Annotated in this window: 21 protein-coding genes and 1 other RNA gene; 10 read left to right on the forward strand and 12 right to left on the reverse strand. The window is 38.3% G+C overall.

The annotated features are described in order from the left end of the window. The first annotated feature begins 12 nt into the window (after positions 1-12). Positions 13-378, forward strand: a complete 366-nt coding sequence (locus tag FE813_RS08440) for a hypothetical protein (protein ID WP_139990214.1) — start codon at positions 13-15, stop codon at positions 376-378. 247 nt (positions 379-625) lie between these two features. Next, positions 626-991 carry a hypothetical protein gene (locus FE813_RS08445; RefSeq protein WP_235898325.1) on the forward strand — a complete coding sequence of 122 codons (366 nt, stop codon included), beginning with the start codon at positions 626-628 and terminating at the stop codon, positions 989-991. Positions 992-1,104: 113 nt separating this feature from the next. On the opposite strand, the gene FE813_RS08450 is transcribed toward FE813_RS08445, so the two are convergent. Continuing rightward, a complete protein-coding gene (locus tag FE813_RS08450; RefSeq protein WP_139990215.1) occupies positions 1,105-1,230 on the reverse strand; it encodes a phosphoribosylglycinamide formyltransferase in 126 nt (41 codons plus the stop codon). A 369-nt stretch (positions 1,231-1,599) separates the two neighbouring features. Here FE813_RS08450 and pntA point away from each other — a divergent pair, with 369 nt between their 5' ends. Beyond that, positions 1,600-3,138 carry a Re/Si-specific NAD(P)(+) transhydrogenase subunit alpha gene (gene pntA, locus FE813_RS08455; RefSeq protein WP_005631652.1) on the forward strand — a complete coding sequence of 513 codons (1,539 nt, stop codon included), beginning with the start codon at positions 1,600-1,602 and terminating at the stop codon, positions 3,136-3,138. 10 nt (positions 3,139-3,148) lie between these two features. Further along, the gene (gene pntB, locus FE813_RS08460; RefSeq protein ID WP_005637794.1) at positions 3,149-4,573 is read left to right on the forward strand and encodes a Re/Si-specific NAD(P)(+) transhydrogenase subunit beta; all 1,425 of its coding nucleotides are present in this window, start codon (positions 3,149-3,151) and stop codon (positions 4,571-4,573) included. A gap of 61 nt (positions 4,574-4,634) precedes the next feature. Here the strand turns inward: pntB and FE813_RS08465 are convergent, their stop codons facing one another. Then, entirely contained in the window at positions 4,635-5,177 is a 543-nt protein-coding gene (locus FE813_RS08465) for a KdsC family phosphatase (protein ID WP_118867119.1), read from the reverse strand. 9 nt (positions 5,178-5,186) lie between these two features. Then, positions 5,187-6,122, reverse strand: coding sequence for a KpsF/GutQ family sugar isomerase (locus tag FE813_RS08470; RefSeq protein WP_180978723.1), 936 nt, complete (start codon positions 6,120-6,122; stop codon positions 5,187-5,189). A 160-nt stretch (positions 6,123-6,282) separates the two neighbouring features. Between FE813_RS08470 and rnpB the strand changes: the two genes are divergently transcribed. Continuing rightward, an RNA gene (gene rnpB, locus FE813_RS08475) (RNase P RNA component class A) lies at positions 6,283-6,659 on the forward strand. Positions 6,660-6,662: 3 nt separating this feature from the next. Here rnpB and FE813_RS08480 read toward each other — a convergent pair. Genes FE813_RS08480 through FE813_RS08500 form a run of 5 tightly spaced genes read right to left on the reverse strand, consistent with a single transcriptional unit; the run spans position 6,663 to position 12,049 of the window. Continuing rightward, entirely contained in the window at positions 6,663-7,460 is a 798-nt protein-coding gene (locus FE813_RS08480; protein WP_139990217.1) for a peptide ABC transporter ATP-binding protein, read from the reverse strand. Beyond that, positions 7,460-8,509, reverse strand: coding sequence for a peptide ABC transporter ATP-binding protein (locus FE813_RS08485; RefSeq protein WP_065264853.1), 1,050 nt, complete (start codon positions 8,507-8,509; stop codon positions 7,460-7,462). Before FE813_RS08485 ends, FE813_RS08480 begins: the two co-directional genes overlap by 1 nt. Positions 8,510-8,512: 3 nt before the next feature. Beyond that, positions 8,513-9,400, reverse strand: a complete 888-nt coding sequence (locus tag FE813_RS08490; RefSeq protein WP_048953253.1) for an ABC transporter permease subunit — start codon at positions 9,398-9,400, stop codon at positions 8,513-8,515. Further along, a complete protein-coding gene (locus FE813_RS08495; RefSeq protein WP_139990218.1) occupies positions 9,390-10,355 on the reverse strand; it encodes an ABC transporter permease in 966 nt (321 codons plus the stop codon). Before FE813_RS08495 ends, FE813_RS08490 begins: the two co-directional genes overlap by 11 nt. Further along, positions 10,355-12,049 (reverse strand): ABC transporter substrate-binding protein, encoded by a 1,695-nt coding sequence (locus tag FE813_RS08500; protein WP_139990219.1) that lies wholly within the window; start codon positions 12,047-12,049, stop codon positions 10,355-10,357. Before FE813_RS08500 ends, FE813_RS08495 begins: the two co-directional genes overlap by 1 nt. 69 nt (positions 12,050-12,118) lie before the next feature. On the opposite strand from FE813_RS08500, the gene FE813_RS08505 reads away from it, so the two are divergent. Next, positions 12,119-13,531 carry a YcjX family GTP-binding protein gene (locus FE813_RS08505; protein ID WP_139990220.1) on the forward strand — a complete coding sequence of 471 codons (1,413 nt, stop codon included), beginning with the start codon at positions 12,119-12,121 and terminating at the stop codon, positions 13,529-13,531. A 37-nt stretch (positions 13,532-13,568) separates the two neighbouring features. On the opposite strand, the gene ppc is transcribed toward FE813_RS08505, so the two are convergent. After that, positions 13,569-16,208, reverse strand: a complete 2,640-nt coding sequence (ppc, locus tag FE813_RS08510) for a phosphoenolpyruvate carboxylase (RefSeq protein WP_139990221.1) — start codon at positions 16,206-16,208, stop codon at positions 13,569-13,571. A 183-nt stretch (positions 16,209-16,391) separates the two neighbouring features. Continuing rightward, positions 16,392-17,402, reverse strand: a complete 1,011-nt coding sequence (purR, locus tag FE813_RS08515) for an HTH-type transcriptional repressor PurR (protein WP_118800328.1) — start codon at positions 17,400-17,402, stop codon at positions 16,392-16,394. Positions 17,403-17,757: 355 nt separating this feature from the next. Here purR and dapD point away from each other — a divergent pair, with 355 nt between their 5' ends. Beyond that, entirely contained in the window at positions 17,758-18,585 is an 828-nt protein-coding gene (gene dapD / locus FE813_RS08520; RefSeq protein ID WP_139990222.1) for a 2,3,4,5-tetrahydropyridine-2,6-dicarboxylate N-succinyltransferase, read from the forward strand. A 67-nt stretch (positions 18,586-18,652) separates the two neighbouring features. On the opposite strand, the gene tehB is transcribed toward dapD, so the two are convergent. Together tehB and metG are read right to left on the reverse strand one after the other, a co-directional pair. Further along, positions 18,653-19,513, reverse strand: a complete 861-nt coding sequence (gene tehB, locus FE813_RS08525) for an SAM-dependent methyltransferase TehB (protein ID WP_044233312.1) — start codon at positions 19,511-19,513, stop codon at positions 18,653-18,655. Positions 19,514-19,625: 112 nt separating this feature from the next. Further along, positions 19,626-21,674, reverse strand: coding sequence for a methionine--tRNA ligase (gene metG / locus FE813_RS08530; RefSeq protein WP_139990223.1), 2,049 nt, complete (start codon positions 21,672-21,674; stop codon positions 19,626-19,628). A 354-nt stretch (positions 21,675-22,028) separates the two neighbouring features. Between metG and FE813_RS08535 the strand changes: the two genes are divergently transcribed. The 3 genes from FE813_RS08535 to apbC all read left to right on the forward strand — a co-directional run bounded on the left by FE813_RS08535 (position 22,029) and on the right by apbC (position 24,090). Beyond that, a complete protein-coding gene (locus FE813_RS08535) occupies positions 22,029-22,436 on the forward strand; it encodes a tetratricopeptide repeat protein (RefSeq protein ID WP_235898326.1) in 408 nt (135 codons plus the stop codon). 19 nt (positions 22,437-22,455) lie between these two features. Next, complete coding sequence (locus tag FE813_RS08540; RefSeq protein WP_139990224.1) at positions 22,456-22,821, forward strand: SEL1-like repeat protein; 366 nt, start codon at positions 22,456-22,458, stop codon at positions 22,819-22,821. A gap of 156 nt (positions 22,822-22,977) precedes the next feature. Beyond that, entirely contained in the window at positions 22,978-24,090 is a 1,113-nt protein-coding gene (apbC, locus tag FE813_RS08545; protein ID WP_139990225.1) for an iron-sulfur cluster carrier protein ApbC, read from the forward strand. Positions 24,091-24,105 lie beyond the last annotated feature (15 nt).

The following is a 24,105-nucleotide window of genomic DNA, read 5'->3' on the forward strand; positions in this document are numbered from 1 at the left end:
GAGGTAAATAAAATGAAATATTTTATGTTACTTATCTATTTGTTTTTCTTAAATGGCTGTTTGTTTTACTGGAAAGATGGGTGTTTTCATTCTCCACAATTAGTGACTTGTGATGAACCTCGAATAGCATTTAGCTCGATTGCATATTATCAAAAAAAGCTTTCTGTCGGTAATACTGATATAGAACAACGTTGGAAAGATGCCTTTTCTTGTGGTTCTAAATATAGAGATAAACATTTATCTAGCATTATATATCCCGTGGATCATAGTTTGATTTTTGATAAGTGTATGATTCAAAAGGGATATGTTATTTTTAACTCAAATGAATGTGGATTAAAAAGTCCGAAAAGAATGAATAAAGGCTTATGTAATGAATGAAATATGTCAAGGAATGGGAAACTGGGGGACGCCAACACCCTTAGATAGAGCGCGTCTCCTGATGCGTGCTTGAATCTAACTAAAATAGACAGACTGAATGAAGTTGTTAATAAAAATAGTGAAAACCTGAATCAAACAAAACGGATGTTTTTGGCACGCGTTAGGAAACGCGCACTATCTGGGGCTTTATCCGATGTAATGTCATCAGATATGTTTGAACTTTTAATGAAAATAGGAGGTAAATAAAATGAGATACACCTTATTTTTTCTTTGTTTTATATTAAACGGATGTTGGTATTCAAACGGATGTTTTTATACTCCACAAATGGTTAATTGTGTTGATAAGGGGAAAGAATATCCATTAATTGCAGGGTATCAAAAAAAAGAACTACTAGGACATACAAACTCAAAACAACGATGGAAAGATCTTGTTTCTTGTGGAGGAAAGTATGGTGATATAAATCTACACTACTATCCGCAAAACTATCAAATAAATGACAAAAGATATAAAAATCTTGATGAATGTATGAATACTAAGGGGTATATATATCTTTCTCCCGCTGAATGTGGCTATCAAGATCCTAAGTGGGATAAGGGAAAATGTAATTTATAAAGCATTGAATTTATTATTTAAATAGAGTGCGGTCAATTTTCCAAGAGTTTTAAAACCTCTCAAAAATTGACCGCACTTTTTGTATCTTCAACAATACTTACATTAAGCAAACCTTATAATTTCACCTCCAACTTTGCGTAAGCTCGTTCTACTTTTTCTAATGCTTTTTCCCCAGTACTATCACGAGCGAGTAAGACATCTAAAAGGCGATGAGCATTTACTTCGACTTTGCCGTACACAAAATATCATTATTAAAGATAAAGCAGATCAGTTAAAACGTACAGGCAGAACCACATGGAAGAAGTGATTGCTGCGATTAAAATAGATATCACAACAGAGCTTGCACTAAGTCAAAGTGGTAAATTAGAGTTGTTTAATGAAGAGTAGCTGCTATTCCGCTAGAGTGCGGTAAATTTTGAGGTGTTTTTTATATGATATTTTTCGTGATCCCTATCACAATATCTTGTAAAACCACTTAAAAACGTTACCTATTTTCATTCAATCAATGATACAGTTGTATCCGTTTGACTTTTTGTCATTTTAACGATGAATAGGCGAAGGTTTGTTCATTAATCCATCAACCCAATCATCAATCAGAGGGAAACAGTATGTTAATTGGTGTACCTAGAGAGTTGCTTGAGAATGAGAGCCGTGTAGCGGCAACGCCGAAAACGGTTCAGCAAATATTGAAATTGGGCTTTGACGTGATCGTGGAACACGATGCAGGTTTTAAAGCTAGTTTTGAAGATCAAGCATTTTTAGAGGCAGGCGCGAAGATCGGTACGTCGGCTGAAATTTGGCAATCGGATATTATCTTCAAAGTAAATGCACCGACAGATGAAGAAATCGCTCAAATGAAGGAAGGCGCAACGCTTGTGAGCTTTATTTGGCGTATGCAAAATCCTGAGTTAATGAAAAAACTCACCGCGAAGAAAATTAATGTGTTAGCAATGGATGCGGTGCCTCGTATTTCTCGTGCGCAAGCATTGGATGCGCTTTCTTCTATGGCGAATATTTCTGGTTATCGTGCTGTTATTGAAGCTGCGCATGAATTTGGTAGTTTCTTTACAGGGCAAATTACTGCTGCAGGTAAAGTTCCACCAGCAAAAGTGTTGGTGATTGGTGCGGGTGTGGCTGGTTTGGCGGCAATTGGTGCAGCAAATAGCCTTGGGGCGATTGTTCGTGCTTTTGACTCTCGTCCTGAAGTGAAAGAGCAAGTTCAAAGTATGGGGGCAAGCTTCTTAGAAATTGATTTCAAAGAAGAAGGCGGCAGTGGTGATGGTTATGCGAAAGTAATGTCGGAAGAATTTAACCGTCGTGCAATGGAGCTTTATGCAGAACAAGCTAAAGAAGTCGATATTATTATTACTACAGCAGCTATTCCGGGTAAACCAGCGCCTCGTTTAATCACCAAAGAAATGGTGGATTCAATGAAACCAGGTTCGGTGATTGTGGATTTAGCAGCTGCAACAGGCGGTAACTGTGAATATACGCAAGCAGGGAAAGTTGTTACAACTGAAAACCAAGTGAAAGTGATTGGTTATACGGATTTCCCGAGCCGTTTACCAACGCAATCGTCTCAACTTTATGGCACAAACTTAGTCAATTTATTAAAACTTTTGTGCAAAGAGAAAGATGGCAATATCAATATTGATTTTGAAGATGTGGTTCTTCGTGGTGTAACCGTTGTTCGTGATGGGGAAGAAATTCCACCAGCACAAATTCAAGTGTCTGCACAACCAAAACAAGAAACCAAAGCTGCACCAGTAGCAGAGAAAAAAGAATCTAAACCAACAGATCCTCGTGTGAAATACGGTGTGATGGCAGGTGTTGGCGTGTTATTCCTTTGGTTAGCTTCTGTTGCGCCCGCTGCATTTTTATCACATTTCACCGTATTTGTTTTAGCTTGCGTGGTGGGTTATTACGTGGTTTGGAATGTTAGCCATGCACTTCACACACCACTAATGGCAGTAACAAATGCAATTTCAGGCATTATTATTGTAGGCGCCTTATTACAAATTCGTCAGCCAACAGGCAATCTATTTATCGATGCGTTAGCTTTTGTGGCGATTTTGGTTGCAAGCATCAATATTTTTGGTGGTTTCCGTGTCACACAACGTATGTTAGCAATGTTTAGAAAAGGTTAAGGAGCGCACAATGTCTGAAGGTTTAGTACAGGCTGCGTATATTTTAGCAGCATTACTTTTCATTATGAGCTTGGCAGGACTTTCTAAACATGAAACTGCTAAAGCAGGTTGTTGGTTCGGTATTGTTGGTATGACAATTGCCCTTATCGCAACAATTTTTGGACCTCATTCTGAAGGAACATTTTGGATCATTATTGCGATGATCATCGGTGGTGCAATCGGTGTTCAACGTGCATTAAAAGTAGAAATGACTGAAATGCCAGAACTTGTTGCGATTCTTCACAGTTTCGTCGGTTTAGCGGCTGTACTCGTCGGCTTTAATAGCTATGGTTTACACCATGAAGCATTAATGCCAGAAGGATTAGATGCAGCAGCACAAGCCGCATTTGTAGCAGAGCAAGCGGTATTAACAAATATTCATAATGTTGAAGTATTTTTAGGTATTTTTATCGGTGCAGTAACTTTCACTGGTTCTGTTGTTGCATTTGGTAAATTAAGCGGAAAAATTAATTCAAAAGCATTAATGTTGCCGCATCGCCATAAATTAAATTTAGCTGCACTTGTGGTATCTGCATTATTGATGGTTGCATTCTTAAATAATCCAGAAAGCATTTTCCCTGTGTTATTAATGACAGCGATTGCGCTTGCATTTGGATGGCACTTAGTGGCATCAATCGGTGGGGCAGATATGCCAGTTGTGGTATCAATGCTTAACTCTTATTCAGGTTGGGCAGCGGCGGCGGCAGGTTTTATGTTGAATAATGACTTGCTTATCGTAACTGGTGCGCTTGTTGGTTCTTCTGGTGCAATTCTTTCTTACATCATGTGTAAAGCGATGAACCGTTCATTTGTGAGCGTAATTGCGGGTGGTTTTGGTAATGATGTTCAAGTTTCTTCAAGCGAAGAACAAGGCGAACACCGTGAAACTACGGCAGAAGAAGTGGCTGAATTGTTGAAAAATGCAAGTTCTGTCATTATCACTCCGGGATATGGTATGGCTGTTGCACAAGCACAATATCCAGTCGCTGATATTACGGCTAAATTGCGTGAACGTGGTGTGAACGTTCGTTTTGGTATTCACCCTGTTGCAGGACGTTTACCTGGCCACATGAACGTGCTTTTAGCTGAAGCAAAAGTGCCTTACGATGTCGTACTTGAAATGGATGAAATCAACGACGATTTCGCTGATACCGATGTGGTATTGGTTATCGGTGCGAACGATACGGTAAACCCAGCTGCGATGGAAGATCCAAATAGCCCAATCGCGGGAATGCCTGTGTTAGAAGTATGGAAAGCACAAAATGTGATTGTGTTCAAACGTTCAATGGCAGTGGGTTACGCTGGCGTACAAAACCCATTATTCTTCAAAGAGAATACGCAAATGCTCTTTGGTGATGCAAAAGATCGTGTTGAAGATATCTTAAAAGCATTATAAAAAACACGCATAAAAATAACCGCACTTGGGGTTGCCTAAGTGCGGTTTATTTTTAGGTATTTTATTGTCCCATGTTTTTCACTGATTTTAGGAAACCTTGGGCGCTATCAAACACAGAAGATTTTCCCTGAGCTTGTAAAATCATATCGGACATTTCTCGGAAAGCACCTTTGCCACCATTGGCGGAAAGTACATGATCAACGGCATTTTTCACATAAATAGGGGAGTCTGCCACAGCAAAAGAAATTCCACACACTGCAAAAGCTGGGAGATCTACACTATCATCGCCAATATAAGCGGTTTGTTCGGCAGAGACGCCTGCTTGTTTCATAAGATCAAAACAAGCGGCTTCTTTTTCAAGTTTGCCAAGAAAGAATAATTTAATACCAAGATCGGCAATGCGACGACGTAAAATAGGGGAGTCTCGACCAGAAAGCACTGCCACTTGAATACCCGCATCCATTAGCATTTTTATGCCTAAACCATCTCGTACATGAAAGCTTTTGATGGCTTCACCATTGGCATCATAATGAAGTTGTCCATCAGTGAGCACGCCATCTACATCAGTAATGACAAATTTAATGTTTTCTAATTTTTGTTGCATTGGGATTCCTTAGCTTGAAAATTCCACTAAACCCACTACGTGATTTTCATCATTAACAACGACTAGCGAGTGAATTTTTTTCGCTTTCATAAAGTCTTCTGCTTTTGCTAGGAATTCATCTTGGTGAATAGTCTTAGGTGAGTTTGTCATAAAATCTTGTGCAGTTTTATTTAAGGTATCAGCGCCATTTGTTGTTAATGCTCGACGAATATCGCCATCCGTAATAATGCCTTTTAATTGATTATTCTCCATGACTAATGCAACGCCCATTCGGCCTTCATTCATTATAGTTAAGCAATCAGTGAAATTGGTTTCCGGTTTGATAATTGGTAAACGAGTTTGCATTTGATCTTTTACTTTACAGAGTAAACGGCGACCAAGACTGCCACCTGGATGGAATTTGGCAAAGTCAGCAGGTTGGAAATTGCGTGCCGTAATGAGCGACACAGCGAGTGCATCGCCAAGCGCAAGCGTTACAAGTGCGGACGTTGTTGGCGCGAGATTATTTGGACACACTTCTCGCTCAACAGTAACATCTAGAACATAATCTGCATGACGTGCGAGCGTGGAATTTTTGTTACTCGTCACGGCAATAATTTTATTACCAAAATTTTTTAAACTTGGAATTAGTTTATTGACATCATCAGTTTCACCGCTATAGGAAATTAACATCACGATATCAATTGGTTTCAGCATACCTAAATCACCGTGGAAGGCTTCTGTCGGATGTAAAAAGAAACTTGGCGTGCCCGTAGAGGCAAATGTCGCTACCATTTTTTTACCGATTAAACCAGATTTCCCTATCCCGCCGATGACTAATCGTCCTTCACAAGCAAGGATTAAATCTATGACTTGATTAAAATCCTCGCCTAAACGTTGGCTGAGTTGCAAAAGTGCGTTGCTTTCCACTGCAAGGGAATCCTGTGCAATTTTTAGATAGTTCATTCTTCTTCCTAAAAGAGCGGTTGAAATTGGCGTTATTTTAGCGGAATCATAAAAAAATACGAATGAAAAATTAGACATTATTGTTTATAAGATTGATGAGCAATATTCAAAAATTGGGGATTTTATTGACCTCACTAATGATTGCCCCTATACTACGCGCCGAGTTGGTTAGACAATCGCTGGTTTATTGAAGCCCTTAACCGTATTTATACGACCTAGTGGGACAAGTAAACGAGAGGAAAGTCCGAGCTACACAGGGCAGAGTGCCGGATAACGTCCGGGCGGCGTGAGCCGACGACCAGTGCAACAGAGAGCAGACCGCCGTGTAAACGGTAAGGGTGAAAGGGTGCGGTAAGAGCGCACCGTGCCTCCGGTAACGGTTGGCAGCAGGGTAAACTCCACTCGTAGCAAGACCAAATAGGAATCCAATGAGTGGCCCGCTCAGGATTCGGGTAGGTTGCTTGAGCGGCAGAGTAATTTGTCGCCTAGAGGAATGATTGTCCACGACAGAACTCGGCTTATCGACCAACTCAATTTTTTCTAATTATTTATCCAAGCATTCTCATCAAGAATTTTTCCAAAATGACTTTCAACTAAACGACGAGTAACTTCAGTTTGTGGTGCGCTAAATAATGTTCTTGGTGGCCCATATTCAATCATTTTTCCCTCATCCATTACAATAACTTGATCGGCAATATGTTTAATCATGCCAAGATCTTGTCCAACATAAATATAGGAAATACCCAGCCGTTGTTGTAAATCTAATGTTAAGTTGAGTAGTTGTATGCGTACAGAAGCATCAAGATTACCCAGTGCATCATCAATAATGATAATTTCAGGTGATAGAATAAGAGCTCGAGCTAATGCAATTCGTTGTTTCTGGCTTACAGAAAGGTTTTTGATTTTTAAATTGGTGTAATCAGGATAAAGTCCAACAAGTAAAAGTGTATCAAAGATTTTTTGATTACGGTGCGACTCATCCCAATTAGTAGCCAGACGTAAAGGGGTATCAAGTATCTCACCGATATTTAATCGTGGATTGAAAGCTGAATTAGCATCTTGGAAGACCATGCGAATATGCTGTGCTCGATATTGGATATCATCATGTTGTAATTCATGATGATTAAATATAATACGACCTGAAGAGGGAGGAATTATACCCGCGATCATTTTGACCAATGTGGATTTTCCCGAGCCATTTTTCCCAATAATAGCGATTGTTTGCTGGCGTTCAAGAGAAAAACTTATATTTTCTACTGCATTAAAATAGCTGGTACCAAATAAGCGTTTTCGACCTTTGAAGGTTTTAGTTAAATCTTCTACTTTTAATAACGGCATTATTCATTTCCTTTACGATGGAGCGTTAATGGTGTAGTAGTGGTTTTTTCTTTAAAATTTTTCTCGCGAAGATTAACGGGGTAATGGCAAGAAAATTCATGTTGCTTAATTTTGGTCTTGTTCGGCTTTTCAATACATTTCTTTTGTGCGAAAGGACAACGTGGTCCAAGACGACAACCTATAGGCATTTGTTCTAGAATTGGTACTGTTCCTTCTAATGTACCTAATTTAGTTTTAAATCCTAAAGGCTGAGTAAAATCCGGTATCGCATTGATTAATGATTGAGTGTAGGGGTGGTGTGGCGATGCTAATAATATTTCTGTTGGGGCAGATTCAGCATTTTGTCCACAATAAAGAACAGAAATATGATCACACCATTCACTGATGCTTTTAATATCGTTACTTGCAAGTAAAATAGTCGTACCTTGGTTTTTGTTCATGCTAGAAAGTAATCGAAAAACTTGTAGCGCAGTCGTAGATTCTAGAGTATTCGTAGGTTCATCTGCAATGAGTAGACGAGGTTGGTTTGCTACGGCAATAGCAATCATTACTTTCTGACCTTCACCTTCAGTAAGTTCGCTTGGATAGCTGGACATAATATCATGGTGATCTTTAATACCAACACGGTGTAATAATTCAATAGCACGGCGTTTTTTCCATCCGAACCATTGCCACCATTTTCCCTTAAATGTCCAATTAGGAATATTTTGGATAATCTGCTTACCGACTTTTCGACTTGGTTCAAGGCAAGAAAGAGGATCTTGGAAAATCATAGATATTTCTTTACCGACAAGTTTACGACGTTGATTTGGATTAAGCTTTAGTAATTCTACATCGTCAAATCGGAAACGATCTGCGGTGATAATCCAGTTTTCTTTGACCGCATTACAAATAACTTTGGCGATTAAACTTTTACCAGAACCTGATTCACCCACAAGTCCACCGATTTCTCCTTCATTGAGTGATAAATTAATACCGTCCACAATTTTAATGCGACCGTTTGGTGTTTTTATTTCAATATTTAAGTTGCGAATATCTAATAGTGCCATAAGTTATTCATAATATTGATTAATGGCTTTAATTAAGCCGTTACTAAAAATAATACTGAGTAAAATGGTGAAAATAATAGCAAAACCAGGTAAGAGTACTGTCCATGGCGCAAGATAGAGTAGCTCAAGTGAATCTTTGATCATCGCTCCCCATTCTGGTGTAGGACGTTGAGCGCCAAGAGATATAAAACTTAGTGCGCTGATATCTAGTACAGCAACAATAAAAGCCCGTGAGATTTCTTGAATATACACAATCGTGATATTAGGCAAAATAGTGGTTTTTAATAATGTCCAGTTAGAAATCCCTTCAAGTTTGAGCATGATGACATAATCTTTTTTTAATTCTTCTTGAATTGCGCGATAAATAGCATGAATAAAATAAGGTAAAATTGCGAATAGCGTTGCAAACATAGCATTCCATAAACTAGGTTCCATTAATGTGGAAATGATGATTGCAATAAGTAAAATAGGTAAAGATAAAAAAGCATCGAAAATATGCCCCACAAAACGTGCCTTTATCCCTTTTAACATACCAGCAATAATGCCAAGGGCCCCCCCAATGAGTGCGGTGGCAATGAGTACTAATAAGGAAGAGCCCAGGGTATAGCGAGTACCCATAATTAAGCGACTTAAAATATCTCGTCCTAGATCATCTGTGCCAAAGAAAAAAGCTATTTGTCCTTTATCAACCCAAGATGGTGGCATTAATTCTTGCCCAACAAACTGTGTGTTATCAGAATAAGGCGCTATCCAACTGCTGAAGAGTGCGGTCAGAGTTAACAACGTTAATAAATAAAAGCTGAACAATGCAATGGTATTTTTGCGAAATAGTAGCCAAATTTGGAATATTGAGGTATTTTCTCGAAATTCTTCAGGTTCTTTATCTTGCATACCAACCTTTCTTTTTAAATGGATCGAGTATAAAAGTGATACTTTTAATTAAGGTATCAATTAAAATAATACATATACCAATAACTATAACTCCTGCTGCAATACTGTTATAGTCTTGTTCAGCTACAGCATTAATAAGCCAACGACCAATACCTGGCCAACCAAGTGCGGTTTCGACTAACATACATTGCGTTAGCACAAGTGTAAATACACGTGGCACTTGGGGTATCAATAATGGAAGGGTATTACGAAAAACATATTGATGTAAAATTTTCCATTTTGACCAACCTCGTGTTGTTGCTACTTTAGCAAAGTTTTGACAAAGAATGTATTCAGCCCGTTGTTGAATAAGACGAATAATTTCCATTGTAGGTAAAATACATAAAACAAGCGTAGGCAATGCTAGATGTTGTAAGACGTTTTGTATAATCTTAGTGCGATATGGCTCATTAACAAACCAAACATCAATAACTGGAAAGCCTGTAATCGGTATGATTTCATAGAGTAAATTATATTGTCCTATAGCGGCAATTTCCCAATGATTGATGGATGCGGTGTAAAGTAAAAGAGGTGCAAGCCAAAATATAGGAATGGATAAACCTAAATAGGATAAGCTTTGTAAACTTTTAGCAAAAATTTGTTGAGAGCTGACCGCTCTGATGATACCGAGAGGTAAGCCAAAGATAAAAGCTAATAAGAGTGCAGTAAAGCAAAGCTCTAGAGTAGGAGGTAATACAGTTAAAATTAAATCAATTAAGGATTTTCCTCCGTTATAAGTGATGCCAAAATCACCCTGTAACAATGTTTTTAAATAGATGTAATAAGCGTTATAGATATTTTGTGTGACAAGATCAGCATTGAGTGGATCACGCAATAAGATCATAAAACTGATTAAGGATAATACTAATAATAATATGATTACCCAGATAATATGACGAATAGCAGACCACAACATTAAGGTTTCTCCTTGCTTAAATGTAAAGTCGAAAAATTCAGGCTACCAAAAGGTGTCATTTCAACACCTTTTACACGAGTATTGGCAACTAAGATGCGTTTTACATTCGCAATGGGAATAATGGGTAATTCATGTAATACGAGATTTTGAGCATCGTTATAAAAACGAACACGTTCTGCTAAGTGTGTTGTTGCAATAGCACTATCCATTAAATGATTAAAATCCTGATTACACCAATTAGATAAGTTAGTTACTTCATTTTGTGTATTACAACTTAAAATTGGTCGCATAAAACCATCAGGATCAAGATTCCCAGCTAACCATCCTGTAAGAATTAAATCATAATTTTCTGTTTTATTACGAAGTTGTTCACTTAAAAAAGTACGTGTTACTGCTCGAACGTTAATTTTAACTCCGGTTTGTGCTAAATCCCATTTTATCATTTCAGCCATTTTAAAAGGTGCGGGATTATATACTTGTTCTTCATTAATGACCCATAAATTAAGTGAAAGATGTTTATTTTTTAAGACTTTTTGAGCAATTTTGGGATTATAATCAAACTCAAATTCTGGGCTATTCACATTTGATGCCCAAGAAACCTCAGGAATAATATTATTCGCAACAGTTGCTGTATTATGATAAATATTGTGAATAATACGCGCCCGATTTAAACTTTGCGAGATAGCTTCCCGAATAGTACGATCCTGCATGATCGGCTTATCAAAATTAAATGCTAAATATGCCAAGTTCATTCCATCAGTAGATTGCATATAATAGTGTTTGTCATCGCTTTTTAATAAACCAATTTGGCTAACATCAGGATAAGAAGCAATTTGGCATTCGTTGTTAAAAAATTTAACTAAACGACCATTTCGGTCAGTAGAAAGATCAACAACAATATTTTTGATTTTCGCTTCTTTTTTCCAGTAATTTTCATTACGCACTAAGCGGACATGTTGGTTATATACATAGTCTTTCACTTGATAGGGTCCCGTACCAACAGGGTGGGTATCTAATTGGGCAAGATTATCATCGGCACTGAGTTGATACGCATATTCTTGTGAGAAAATAATCGCATATTGGCTAGCAAGATGTGACAAAATAGATGAGTCTTGTGTAAATAACTCAATTTTGACTTGGTAAGGTGAAAGAGCGGTAACGGATTTAATTTTTTCGTTTAGCTTTATACTTTCAAAATATGGGAAATGTACCTTCTTAGCTTGTTCATGAAATACACGATACTGTGGATTTTTATACGTAATAAGATTTTCGCTTAATTGTGGCAAATAAGTGGTATGGCCAAGTACCCGATTAATAGAAAATACTACATCTTCTGCATTAAAATCGCGTGTTGGGGTAAACCATGGCGTTTGGTGAAATTTAACACCACGACGCAAATTGATTAATATTTCTTTTCCATCAGGTGAAATAGTATAAGACTGAGCAAGCACAGGCGTAACATTTGCGCTATGGTTTTTTATTTCAAAAAGTTTGTTATAAATTTGCTCTGTGACGACATTCATACTGGTGCCTGCATCCGCAGTTTGTGGATTAAAAGAAAACCCCGAGGCATTAGTACAATAAGTTAGTCCGTTTTCTGTTAGGTGTTCTGGTACGCGCGGAGCCGCTTGAAGTTGGGAATTCAAGCCAATACCAAATAGAAAACAGAAAAACGTAAGATTTTTGCGTAACATAACAAATGCATTGTGATAAATTATGTGCCAAATTGTAAGGCATATTAGTAAAAATGGCTAGGATATTGAATGTTTAATAGGGTTCAAAACGAAATCAATCAAATCATTAATCGTGGTTTTGACCGCACTTTGCGTTTGGCGGTAACAGGGTTAAGTCGGAGTGGAAAAACGGCGTTTATTACAAGTTTAATCAATCAACTTCTCTCCATTAATCAAAATTCATCACAGCATTTGCCATTATTTGAAGCAGCTAGAAATGGTGCGATCTTGGCGGTAAAACGAGTATCGCAACAAGATCTCAGCGTGCCACGTTTTGATTATGAAAGTAATTTAAATGATTTGTCACAAAATCCGCCGCAATGGTTTCAATCTACTCGAGGTGTGAGTGAAACACGTTTAGCAATTCGTTTTCAACGTCAATCTGGCTTGCTACGTCATTTGAAAGAACGCGGTACGCTTTATCTGGATATTTTTGATTATCCAGGTGAATGGTTGCTCGATTTGCCGTTATTAAATCTAGATTTTCAACAATGGTCACAAGAGCAAATCAAGGTCACAACTGGCGTTCGTGAAGAATTGGCGCAGAATTGGCTTTCCATGTTGCAGGATTTGGATTTAAGTGCGGTTGCAAATGAAGATGTTTTAGCCAAGATAGCGAAAAGTTATACGGATTATTTACACCAATGCAAGTCGCAAGGCATGCAGTTTATTCAGCCTGGGCGATTTGTATTGCCAAGTGATTTAGAGGGCGCGCCTGCATTACAATTTTTTCCATTAATTCATCTTTCAGAAGAACAGTGGAAAACCTTGAAAAAAACAGCCAAATCGAATAGCTATTTTGCCGTACTGACAAAACGTTATGATTATTATCGCAATAAAATTGTGAAAGGTTTTTACGAAAATTATTTTTCTACCTTTGATCGTCAAGTTATTTTGGCAGATTGTTTAACGCCTTTAAATCACAGTCAGCAAGCCTTTTTAGATATGCAAATGGGTTTAAACCAGTTATTTAATAATTTCCATTATGGCAGCAGAAATTTTATTCATCGTTTGTTTTCTCCACGAATTGATCGATTAATGTTTGTTGCGACGAAGGCGGATCATATTACTCGGGATCAAATTCCTAATTTAGTGAGTTTAATGCGTCAAATTGTGCAAGAGGGTGGTCGCTATGTGGAATTTGAAGGAATCAATACGGAATACACTGCCATTGCTGCTGTTCGTACCACAAAGCAAGTGATTGTGAATCAGCAAGGAAAAGAAATAAAAGCAATTCAAGGGATTCGTTCTATTGATAAACAACCGATTACGCTTTATCCAGGCACTGTACCGAGCAAATTACCAAGAGCAGAATTTTGGCAAAAACAACCGCACTTTGATTTCGATAGTTTTGAACCTCAGCCTTTAGAACAAGGGGAGAGCATTCCTCATTTGAGAATGGATGCGGTTTTACAATTTTTATTAAGTGATCGATTTGAATAAAAAAAGTGCGGAAAATTTTCCGCACTTTTTCATCTTTCTAGCCTGTATTGCGCATTCCAGCTGCGATACCTGTGATAGTAATCATCAATGCTTGTTCCACATCGGGGTTCACTTGCTCTGGATTTTCACGGAAACGGTGAAGCAATTCTACTTGCAGTAGATTGAGTGGATCCGTGTAGATATTACGTAATGCGATTGAATCTGCAATCCAAGGTAAATCAGACATCAATTCACTTTGGTGAGAAAGTGAAAGCACAGTTTGAATATCATCTTCAAGTTGCTTACGTAAATTTTCGCCTAAATACCAAAGTTCTTTTTTCACTAATCGTTGATCATATTGTTGGGAAAGCCAGGTATCTGATTTACTAAAGACCATTTCCAACATACCGATTCGCGTTGAAAAGAACGGCCAGTTTTCGCACATTTCATGAATAATATCGCCTTTGCCTTGTTCAATAATCTGACGGATAGAGGCTCCGGCGCCCAACCAGGCGGGTAGCATTAAGCGATTTTGCATCCAGGCAAAAATCCAAGGAATCGCGCGTAAACTTTCCACGCCGCCATTTGGATTGCGTTTTGCAGGGCGAGAGCCTAGCGGCAATTTTGATAATTCCTGTTCTGGCGTCGCACTGCGGAAATAAGGCACGAAATCTTTATCACCACGAACTACACCGCGATAAATATCGCAAGAAATAGAGGAAAGCTCGTCCATTATAGTGCGCCATTCTGGTTTCGGTTCTGGTGGCGGTAAAAGATTTGCTTCTAAAATGGCGCTGGCGTAGAGATCAAAGGTTTCTACCGCCACAGCTGGTAAACCCAGTTTGAAGCGAATCATTTCGCCTTGTTCTGTTACACGTAAACCATTTTTTAGTGAACGAGGCGGTTGAGAAAGTAATGCCGCATGTGCTGGCGCACCGCCACGACCAATAGTGCCACCACGTCCGTGGAATAAAGTGAGTTCAATGCCAAGTTTTTCCGTTAAATTCACTAAGGCTTCTTGTGCACGATATTGCGCCCAAGAGGCAGCCATCATTCCGGCATCTTTTGCCGAATCCGAATAGCCAATCATCACCATTTGACGATTATTGATCACGCCACGATACCAACCCACATTGAAAAGTTGAGTCATCACTTTTTCGGCTGCATCTAAATCGTCTAAGGTTTCAAATAGCGGCACAACAGGAATATGGTATGGCACGCCAGCTTCTTTTAAGAGTAAATGAACGGCTAAAACATCAGAGGCACTGCGCGCCATTGAAATAACATAACACGCAATGACACCTTGTTTTTGTTGAGCAATGACTTTACAAGTATCTAAAATTTCTTTGGTTTCAGGCGATGGTGTCCAGTTTTGCGGAATCAATGGACGACGTGAGCTTAATTCACGAATTAAGAAAGCCTGTTTATCGTCTTCTGTCCATTGAGAGTAATCGCCTAAACCAATATAGCGCGTGATTTCAGCAATGGCATCGGTATGACGTGTGCTTTCTTGGCGAATATCCATTTGAGAAAGTGTCACGCCAAAACAACTAATACGGTGCAAAATATTCAACAATGAACCATTTGCAATAATGCGCATACCGCATTGAATTAAAGATTGATAACAATCATAAAGCGGCTCCCAAAGTTGATTATCTTCTAAAATAATCTCGCTTTCGGATACGCGAGGTGTGCGATCTGATAGGCGATCATCAAAATAAGCTAATGTTGCCGTAAGCTGATTGCGTAAATTTTTCACCACAAAGCGATAGGGTTCTAAATGCTCGCCGTATTTAGCACGAAATTCATCGCTACATTTCACCATTGAAAGTTCATCGGCTAATTTGCTAATGTCTTGTAAGAATAAATCCGCCGCTTTCCAACGGGCAAAATAAAGTACTTTTCTGGTGATTTGTGCGGTGACAAATGGGTTTCCATCACGGTCGCCGCCCATCCAAGAGGAAATGCGTACGGGTTTTAATCCTACTGGCAAATTGTAACCTAAAAATTCACGGGCAGTTTCGTTGAGTTGGCGTAAAAATTCTGGCACAGCTTGCCATAAGCTGTTTTCCAACATCGCAAAGCCCCATTTGGCTTCATCGAATGGTGTTGGGCGAACAGTACGAATTTCGTTGGTATGCCATGCTTCAGCGATTAAGCGAAGTAATAGACGCTCAATAATATTGTGTTCTTTTTCCGTTAAATCATGATGCTCTAATTTGCTTAAACATTTATTGATTTCAATATGTTTATGAATGAGTGAGCGACGGGTTGTTTCTGTTGGATGTGCGGTCAGAACAAGCTCAATTAATAATTTTTCAACGGTTTTATGCACCTCTTCCACTGAGGCCTTTTGTTCTTTTAAGCGTTTGAAAAGTTCGCTTAAGGATTGAGAAGAACTTTGTGCTAGAGAATGTTCACGAGAAATCGTTTGATATTGTTCAGCTATGTTAGTGAGGTTTAAAAATTGGCTGAAAGCACGTGCGACAGGAATAATATTTTCATTAGAAATACTACCGAGCGTGTCGAGCAATTCTTGTCTTGCTTTATCATCACCCGCACGAGAATTACGAGACAGTTTACGAATATTTTCGATTAATTCGAGAATATCGGCACCTTGGGCATCGTTGATGGTTTCTCCGAGAAAACGCCCTAACATACTAATGTTATTGCGCAGAGTGGTGTACTCTTGTGTCATAGGAACTCCTAAAAGTAAAAAATAAAATTCGCAAGTTGACGATAGATATAGCTAAAAACGGAAGATAGGGCAAATGCTATTCATAGAAACCTTGAAGATAATCAAGAAAAGCTAAAAAATAGATAAAAAAGAACCGCACTTTTTATAGATTGTTTAAAAAGTGCGGTTTGTTTTTAATAAATTTTATAAAATTGATTTAACGGATTTTCGAATAATAAGCTCAGGGCCAATGTCAATACGGCTATATTGCTGAACGCCTTGATCTTTTTGGCTAATACGCTCTAACAAGATATTCACTGCCTGTCTGCCTAATCGTAGCTTCGATTGGTGAATGGTGGTTAATGGTGGCGCATAGAAACGTGAAGCATGAATATCATCATAGCCGATAATGGACATATCATCTGGCACGCGTAACCCTTTTTCTGTCAGTGCAGAAATTGCACCAAGCGCCATCACATCGTTACAACAGAATAGGGCGGTCGGTAATTCCTCTTGAGCCAGTAAGCGATTCATACATTCATAACCGTCTTCAGGTTCAAATGCACCTTCGAAAATCCAAGGTTTATGCACTTCAAGATTCGCATCAGCCATAGCTTTTAAAAAGCCTTCATAACGAGTTTTTGCAGTGGTTTTATTGAGTTCACCGCAGATAATCCCGATTTTTTTATGACCGCACTCAATGAGGTGTTTGGTTGCTAAATATCCACCATCAAAACTATGATCATCAATTACATCGGTATTAGCATTTGGGCCCCAATCCATTACAACCATTGGAATACTGGAAAATGACGAAAGCAAATCTAATGAATCTTGCGTATATTCAGAACACATCACCAGCAAACCATCTACTCGTTTTTTCGCCAACATTTCCAAATGGTTTTTGACTTTTTCAGGTTCATTTTGTGTATTACATAAGAACAAAGAATAACCTTGTCGATAGCAATGTTCTTCAACAGAATGAATGATTTCGGCAAAATACGGCGCTTCACTGGTCGTCACAATCATCCCAATGGATTTCGTGGTATTGACTTTCAAACTGCGCGCCACGGCACTGGGTGAATAGTTAAGTTGCTTAATCGCTAATAACACCGCTTCTTCCGTATCTTTTGCAACGAAGCGGGTTTTATTAATAACATGAGATACGGTTGTGGTGGACACGCCAGCCATTTTTGCGACATCTTTAATTGTTGCCATATTTCGATCCCCAAAAAATTTTGCCTATTATAAAGGTTTGTAAAAAATTTCGTTACTTTTATTGAAATTTTTTTGTAAAAGAGGTGATTTTCTTAAAACAATCTTGTTACAATGTGGCATCATTTTTAGTGAGGAGAAAAACATGAGTGATTTTGGTTATGCAATGATTGCAGTTGTATTGAGTATGTCAGTCGTTTGTGGTTTAGCGCTTTCAATTTTTTAATCAATTATGTTTTAGGATCACCGCAGTTTGTTTTAATACAAAGTGCGGTGATTTTTTTAGGTGTTTTTGCGAAGCAAGCGAAAATATGATAAAACAGATTCCATCTTATTCACATAAAACATAGGAAATACAATGTCAAACTTACAAGCAATTATTGAAGCTGCATTTGAGAAACGTGCAGAAATTACACCAAAAACCGTTGATGCAGAAACGTGCGCGGCAATTGAAGAAGTGATCGAAGGATTAGATTCGGGTAAATACCGTGTTGCAGAAAAAATTGATGGCGAATGGGTAACACATCAATGGTTAAAAAAAGCGGTTTTACTTTCATTCCGTATTAATGACAACCAAATCATTGATGGTGCAGAAACAAAATATTACGACAAAGTGGCATTAAAATTTGCGGATTACACCGAAGAGCGTTTTGCTCAAGAAGGTTTCCGTGTTGTGCCTTCTGCAACAGTGCGTAAAGGTGCATACATTTCTAAAAACTGTGTATTAATGCCATCTTATGTAAACATTGGTGCTTACGTTGGCGAAGGCACCATGGTAGATACTTGGGCAACGGTAGGTTCATGTGCACAAATTGGTAAAAATGTTCACTTATCTGGTGGTGTAGGCATCGGTGGCGTATTAGAGCCATTACAAGCTAACCCAACCATTATCGGTGATAACTGCTTTATCGGCGCACGTTCAGAAGTGGTAGAAGGTGTTATCGTAGAAGATGGCTGTGTTATTTCAATGGGCGTATTCATCGGTCAATCAACCAAAATTTATGATCGTGAAACCGGTGAAATTCACTACGGCCGTGTACCAGCAGGTTCAGTGGTGGTATCTGGTAGCCTTCCATCAAAATGTGGAAAATATAGCTTATACTGTGCCGTGATCGTGAAAAAAGTGGATGCAAAAACTTTAGGTAAAGTTGGCATTAACGAATTACTACGTTCTATTGAAGAATAATAGAACGTAAATAAAATAATGACCGCTCTTTTTTCATAAAGGCGGTCATATTTTTATAAATGAGTGATTATTTCTTTCTCGCTAACATTGTGGCAAATTTCATTTTAATGCGATTGCCGTTTTCATCGGTTTTGTGTAATTCACCCATATTTTCGTTATATTCTAAGAATTCCCAATCTTTGTAATATTCTTTTAATTCGTTTTCAGCGAAGGTGAAGGAGAATGGAAGTGGGCAAGGCACATCATCAGTGGACATAGCGGCAACGATTAAGTTATATCCGCCAACATTGGTATGTTCTTGCATATTTTTAATGATTGACGGCACACGTTCACGATTTAAGAACATAAACACCACTGTTGAAACAATGAAATCGTAGTTTTCTTGAATATTGGCAGCGTTAATATCATAAAGTGCGGTAGAAATATTAAGGTTTTCTTTCTCTTTGGTTTCATTTAAAAAGGCAATGCTGTTTTCATTGTGATCCCAAGAGGTCACATCATAGCCTAATAAACTTAAATAAAGTGAATTACGCCCTTGTCCGCAACCTAAATCTAATACTTTACAAGGCGAGATAATTTTTGCTGCATCCACCACATCGCCGTGAGTGGCAGTCATATTGTATTTTTTACTGAAATAATCTTCTTTTTTGCAATAGAAACCTAGGGTACATTCTAAATCATCAGAAAGGGCTTCAACACGATGCCATGCTTGAGGTTCAACAAAAGGAATATCGCTTTCTGGCGTAAAAATATGCTCGGCAATCACATCGCCATTTTCGGTTAGCTCATAAAATTTGAGCTTACCTTTTAATACGGTTAATTTCCCCCAAGTGCCGACTTTTGTGTTGTGCTTTTCTTGGAACATTTGTGGCAATTTGTCTTTTGTCCACACTGGCATTTGTTTATAGCAAATTAATTCGTTTTTCATAGTATTCTCCAAACAGATAAATAGTTGAGTGTTATAGTAGGTTATAAGCCATCTATTTTCAACAAGAAAATAAAAGGGCAACGTAATGTTGCCCTAATTTAGATTGAATTGATTATTTTACTTGCATACCCGCAGTGACACCGCTATCGGCAGATAACAAGAATAAATCACTACCGCCTGTTCCTGCGGATAGAATCATTCCTTCAGACACACCAAATTTCATTTTACGTGGTGCAAGGTTTGCCACCATAATCACAAAACGACCTTCTAATTCTTCAGGCTTATTGTACGCCGCTTTAATGCCAGAGAAGACTTGACGAGTATGATCGCCGAGATCTAATTCAAAACGTAAAAGTTTATTAGATTCTGGCACCGCTTCGCATTTCAACACTTTTGCTACACGCATATCAAGTTTAGCGAAATCATCAATGGTGATGGTTTCAGCAATAGGTTCAACGGCAGAAAGTGCGGTTGGTTTTGCTTCAGTTTTTTCTGCAGCTTTATTGGCTGCTGCAAATAAGCCTTTGGTTTCTTCCACAACGGCATCAATTTGTTTTTTCTCTAAACGAGAGAATAAGGCTTTGAATGGTGCAAGAGTATGGCCAAGCAATGGCTGATGAATATTATCCCAACGTAATTCAGCTTGTAAGAAGGCTTCTGCACGTTCAGCCAGTTTTGGAAGAATAGGTTTTAAGTAAGACATCAACACGCGGAAAAGCTCAATTCCCATTGAACATACGGCTTGTAATTCGGCATCTTTACCTTCTTCTTTTGCAATCACCCAAGGGGCTTTTTCATCAATGTATTTATTGGCTTTATCTGTTAATGCCATAATTTCACGAATGGCTTTATTGTATTCACGGCTTTCGTAATAAGCGGCGATTTGCTCGGCTTGGGCGGTAAATTCTGCAAATAATGTTTCATCTTCCAGTTTATCTGCAAGTTTGCCTTCAAAGCGTTTCGCAATAAAGCCGGCATTGCGTGAAGCTAAATTCACTAATTTGTTTACAATATCCGTATTTACACGTTGTACGAAATCTTCAAGATTAAAGTCTAAATCTTCAATGCGATCATTTAATTTTGCCGCATAGTAATAACGCAAACATTCAGGATCGATATGATTCAAATAAGTGCTGGCTTGAATGAAAGTTCCGCGAGATTTTGACATCTTCGCCCCATCCACCGTGACATAGCCATGAGTGAATACATTAGTCGGTTTACGATAGCCGCTGCCTTCAAGCATTGCAGGCCAGAATAGACTGTGGAAATAAACGATGTCTTTACCGATGAAATGATAAAGTTCTGCATCACTGCCTTCCGCCCAAAATTCGTTGAAATCAATGCCTTCACTCTCACATAGATTTTTAAATGAAGCCATATAGCCGATTGGCGCATCTAACCAAACATAGAAGAATTTATCTTTTGCACCCGGAATTTCAAAACCGAAATAAGGCGCATCGCGTGAAATATCCCATTGTTGTAAACCGCTCTCAAACCATTCTTGCATTTTGTTTGCAATTTCAGATTGAAGTGAGCCAGAACGTGTCCATTCTTTTAACATCCCTTCAAATGCAGGTAAGTCAAAGAAAAAGTGTTCAGATTCTTTTACAACAGGCGTTGCGCCAGATACGGCTGAACGAGGATTAATTAAATCCATTGGGCTATAAGTTGAAGCACACACTTCGCAGTTATCGCCATATTGATCTTCTGCTTTACATTTCGGGCAAGTGCCTTTCACAAAACGATCAGGCAAGAACATATTTTTTTCAGGATCGAATAACTGAGAAATAACTTTACTTTTAATAAAGCCATTGGCTTTTAATTTATTGTAAATTTCTGCGGTGAGCTGTTTGTTTTCTTCGCTGTGAGTGGAATGGTAGTTATCAAAACTAATATTGAAACCTGCAAAATCACGAATGTGATCGGCTTTTGCTTTAGCAATTAATTCTTCTGGTGTAATGCCAAGTTTATCAGCATTCAACATAATCGGCGTACCGTGCGCATCATCTGCACAAACAAAATGGATTTTATTGCCACGCATACGTTGAAAACGCACCCAAATATCCGCTTGGATATGTTCTAACATATGGCCTAAATGAATTGCCCCATTGGCATAAGGCAAGGCGCAAGTGACTAAAATTTTACGGGGTTGAGTTGTCATTTATTATTCTCTTTTTAGCATACAAAAATTGTGCTTATCTTACTTTAAATAGGGGATTTTTTCTAGTTTGAAAATGGAAGGAAAATCCACCGCACTTTATTTTAAATTACCTATTTTAAAAGCTTAAAATTTAACCATTTCGCACCCAGTATACTGGGTGTTAGTTTCTCTTTACAGAGAAACTAACAAAACATATTGCCAAACAAAAAATTTGGTATTTTTTATAAATCAACTTAAGAGATTATTATATGAAATTGACAAAAACACTGCTTACCAGCGTATTGTTAGGTGCATCTATTCTTTCTTTCTTTTCATTCAACTGTGGCAGCTAGAGATTTACAAGTGGAACTGGGAATGGCAGCCTATCAAGCTGGAGATTACGCAGAGGCTGCAAAATCTTTGAAAGACTCAGCCATAATGGGAGATCCCGAGGCACAATTTATGTTGGGGAGAATGTTTTACGAGGGGCAATTTTTTAAGCAAGATTATGTTGAAGCAGTGAAATGGTATCGTAAATCAGCGGAGCAGGGGAATAATTGGGGATTAATTTTCTTAGCTGGAATGTATGAAAAGGGAGAAGGTGTAGATGAAGCAATAAAGTTGTATAGCAAGGCTGCAAAGCAAGGGGATAAAATAGCGCAATTTTACTTAGGTGGCATGTACCACAATATAGGAAATAAAGTGAAAGCCAAAGAATTATTTAAGAAATCTTGTAAACAAGGTTTAGAGAGCGCTTGTAAAGTTTTAAAAAGCTACAAGTAAGAAATAGGGGAAAAATATTATGAAAAAACAATTGATTGCTATGGTTTCTTTGGTTGGAACACTTTCTGTATTATCGGCTTGTACTTCTAATGAAGATATTACCTTTCCTGCAATGATTTCGCCTTTGGCATTAGATGTTGAAACTTGTTCATCACAAGCTAAATCTGATTTTCAATCAGGTGTGGCAGCTTATAAAGATAAGAAATACGATCAATCTTTTAAGTTATTTACTAAGGCGAGTGAGAACAATTGTGCAAATGCTGATTTCTATCTTGCAGCGCAATATTATAACGGACAACATATCTCAAAAAACCTTGGGGTGGCAAAAGAAAAATTTAAACAGGCTTGTCATAAAGGGCTAAAAACAGCTTGTATAATGGAATGATTTGAGTTTAGTCCATTATTTGAGTAAATACCTGTTTCTGAAATCGGTTATCAGAAACAGGTTTTTTATTCGGTTTGAAAAACTTTAACTTAACATACCGCACTTTCCGTGATTAAATATGCCCGACAAATTTACTCTACTAAACAGGAAGTTATTATGGCAACATACTTTTCTGATAATTTGACTGCCGAGCAGCAAAATCAAGTTCAGCAGATTATCCAACAATTTCAGCATCCAACTCTGCAAAAGGATCTGATTGCGCTTAATACTTTGAAAAAAGTGGAAAAGGGCGGTGATACTTTACGCATTGAATTGAAATTACCTTTTGCATGGAATTCTGGTGCAGAACAGTTAAAACAAGCGGTTTCAGATGCGTTGTTGAAAGCAACAGATTGCAAAGCAATTAAATGGGCGATCTCGTATCAAATCGCTACACTTAAACGTGCAAATAATCAACCTGCTGTAAAGGGTGTGAAAAATATTATTGCTGTGAGTTCTGGTAAAGGTGGTGTAGGGAAATCATCGGTTTCTGTTAATCTAGCTTTAGCATTACAAGCACAAGGTGCACGTGTCGGAATTTTAGATGCGGATATTTATGGCCCTTCTATTCCACATATGTTAGGCGCAGCGGATCAACGTCCGACTTCGCCAGATAATCAACACATCACCCCAATTAAAGCACATGGTTTATCTGCAAATTCCATTGGCTTTTTGATGAATGAAGATAGCGCAACAATTTGGCGCGGCCCAATGGCGAGTAGCGCATTAAGTCAATTATTAAATGAAACCCTATGGGATAGTTTAGATTATCTTGTTATCGATATGCCTCCAGGTACTGGTGATATTCAACTTACCTTATCACAACAAATCCCTGTGACTGGTGCCGTGGTAGTGACAACCCCGCAAGATATTGCTTTGCTTGATGCGGTGAAAGGTATTGCAATGTTTGAGCGAGTCTCCGTGCCAGTGTTGGGTATTGTGGAAAATATGTCAATGCATATTTGTAGCGAGTGCGGTCATCACGAAGCAATTTTTGGTACAGGCGGTGCAGAGAAAATGGCTGAAAAATACAATGTAAAAGTATTAGCTCAACTTCCTTTACACATTCGTATCCGTGAAGATTTAGATGCGGGCAACCCAACTGTTGTGCGAGTGCCTGAAAATGAAATTTCACAAGCGTTCCTGCAACTTGCCGAAAAAGTCTCTACAGAACTTTACTGGCAAGGTTCCGTCATCCCAAGTGAGATTTTATTTAAAGAAGTAAAATAAAAAAATTGACTAGGG

The organism is Haemophilus seminalis, assembly GCF_006384255.1.
Classification (GTDB): Bacteria; Pseudomonadota; Gammaproteobacteria; order Enterobacterales; family Pasteurellaceae; genus Haemophilus; species Haemophilus seminalis.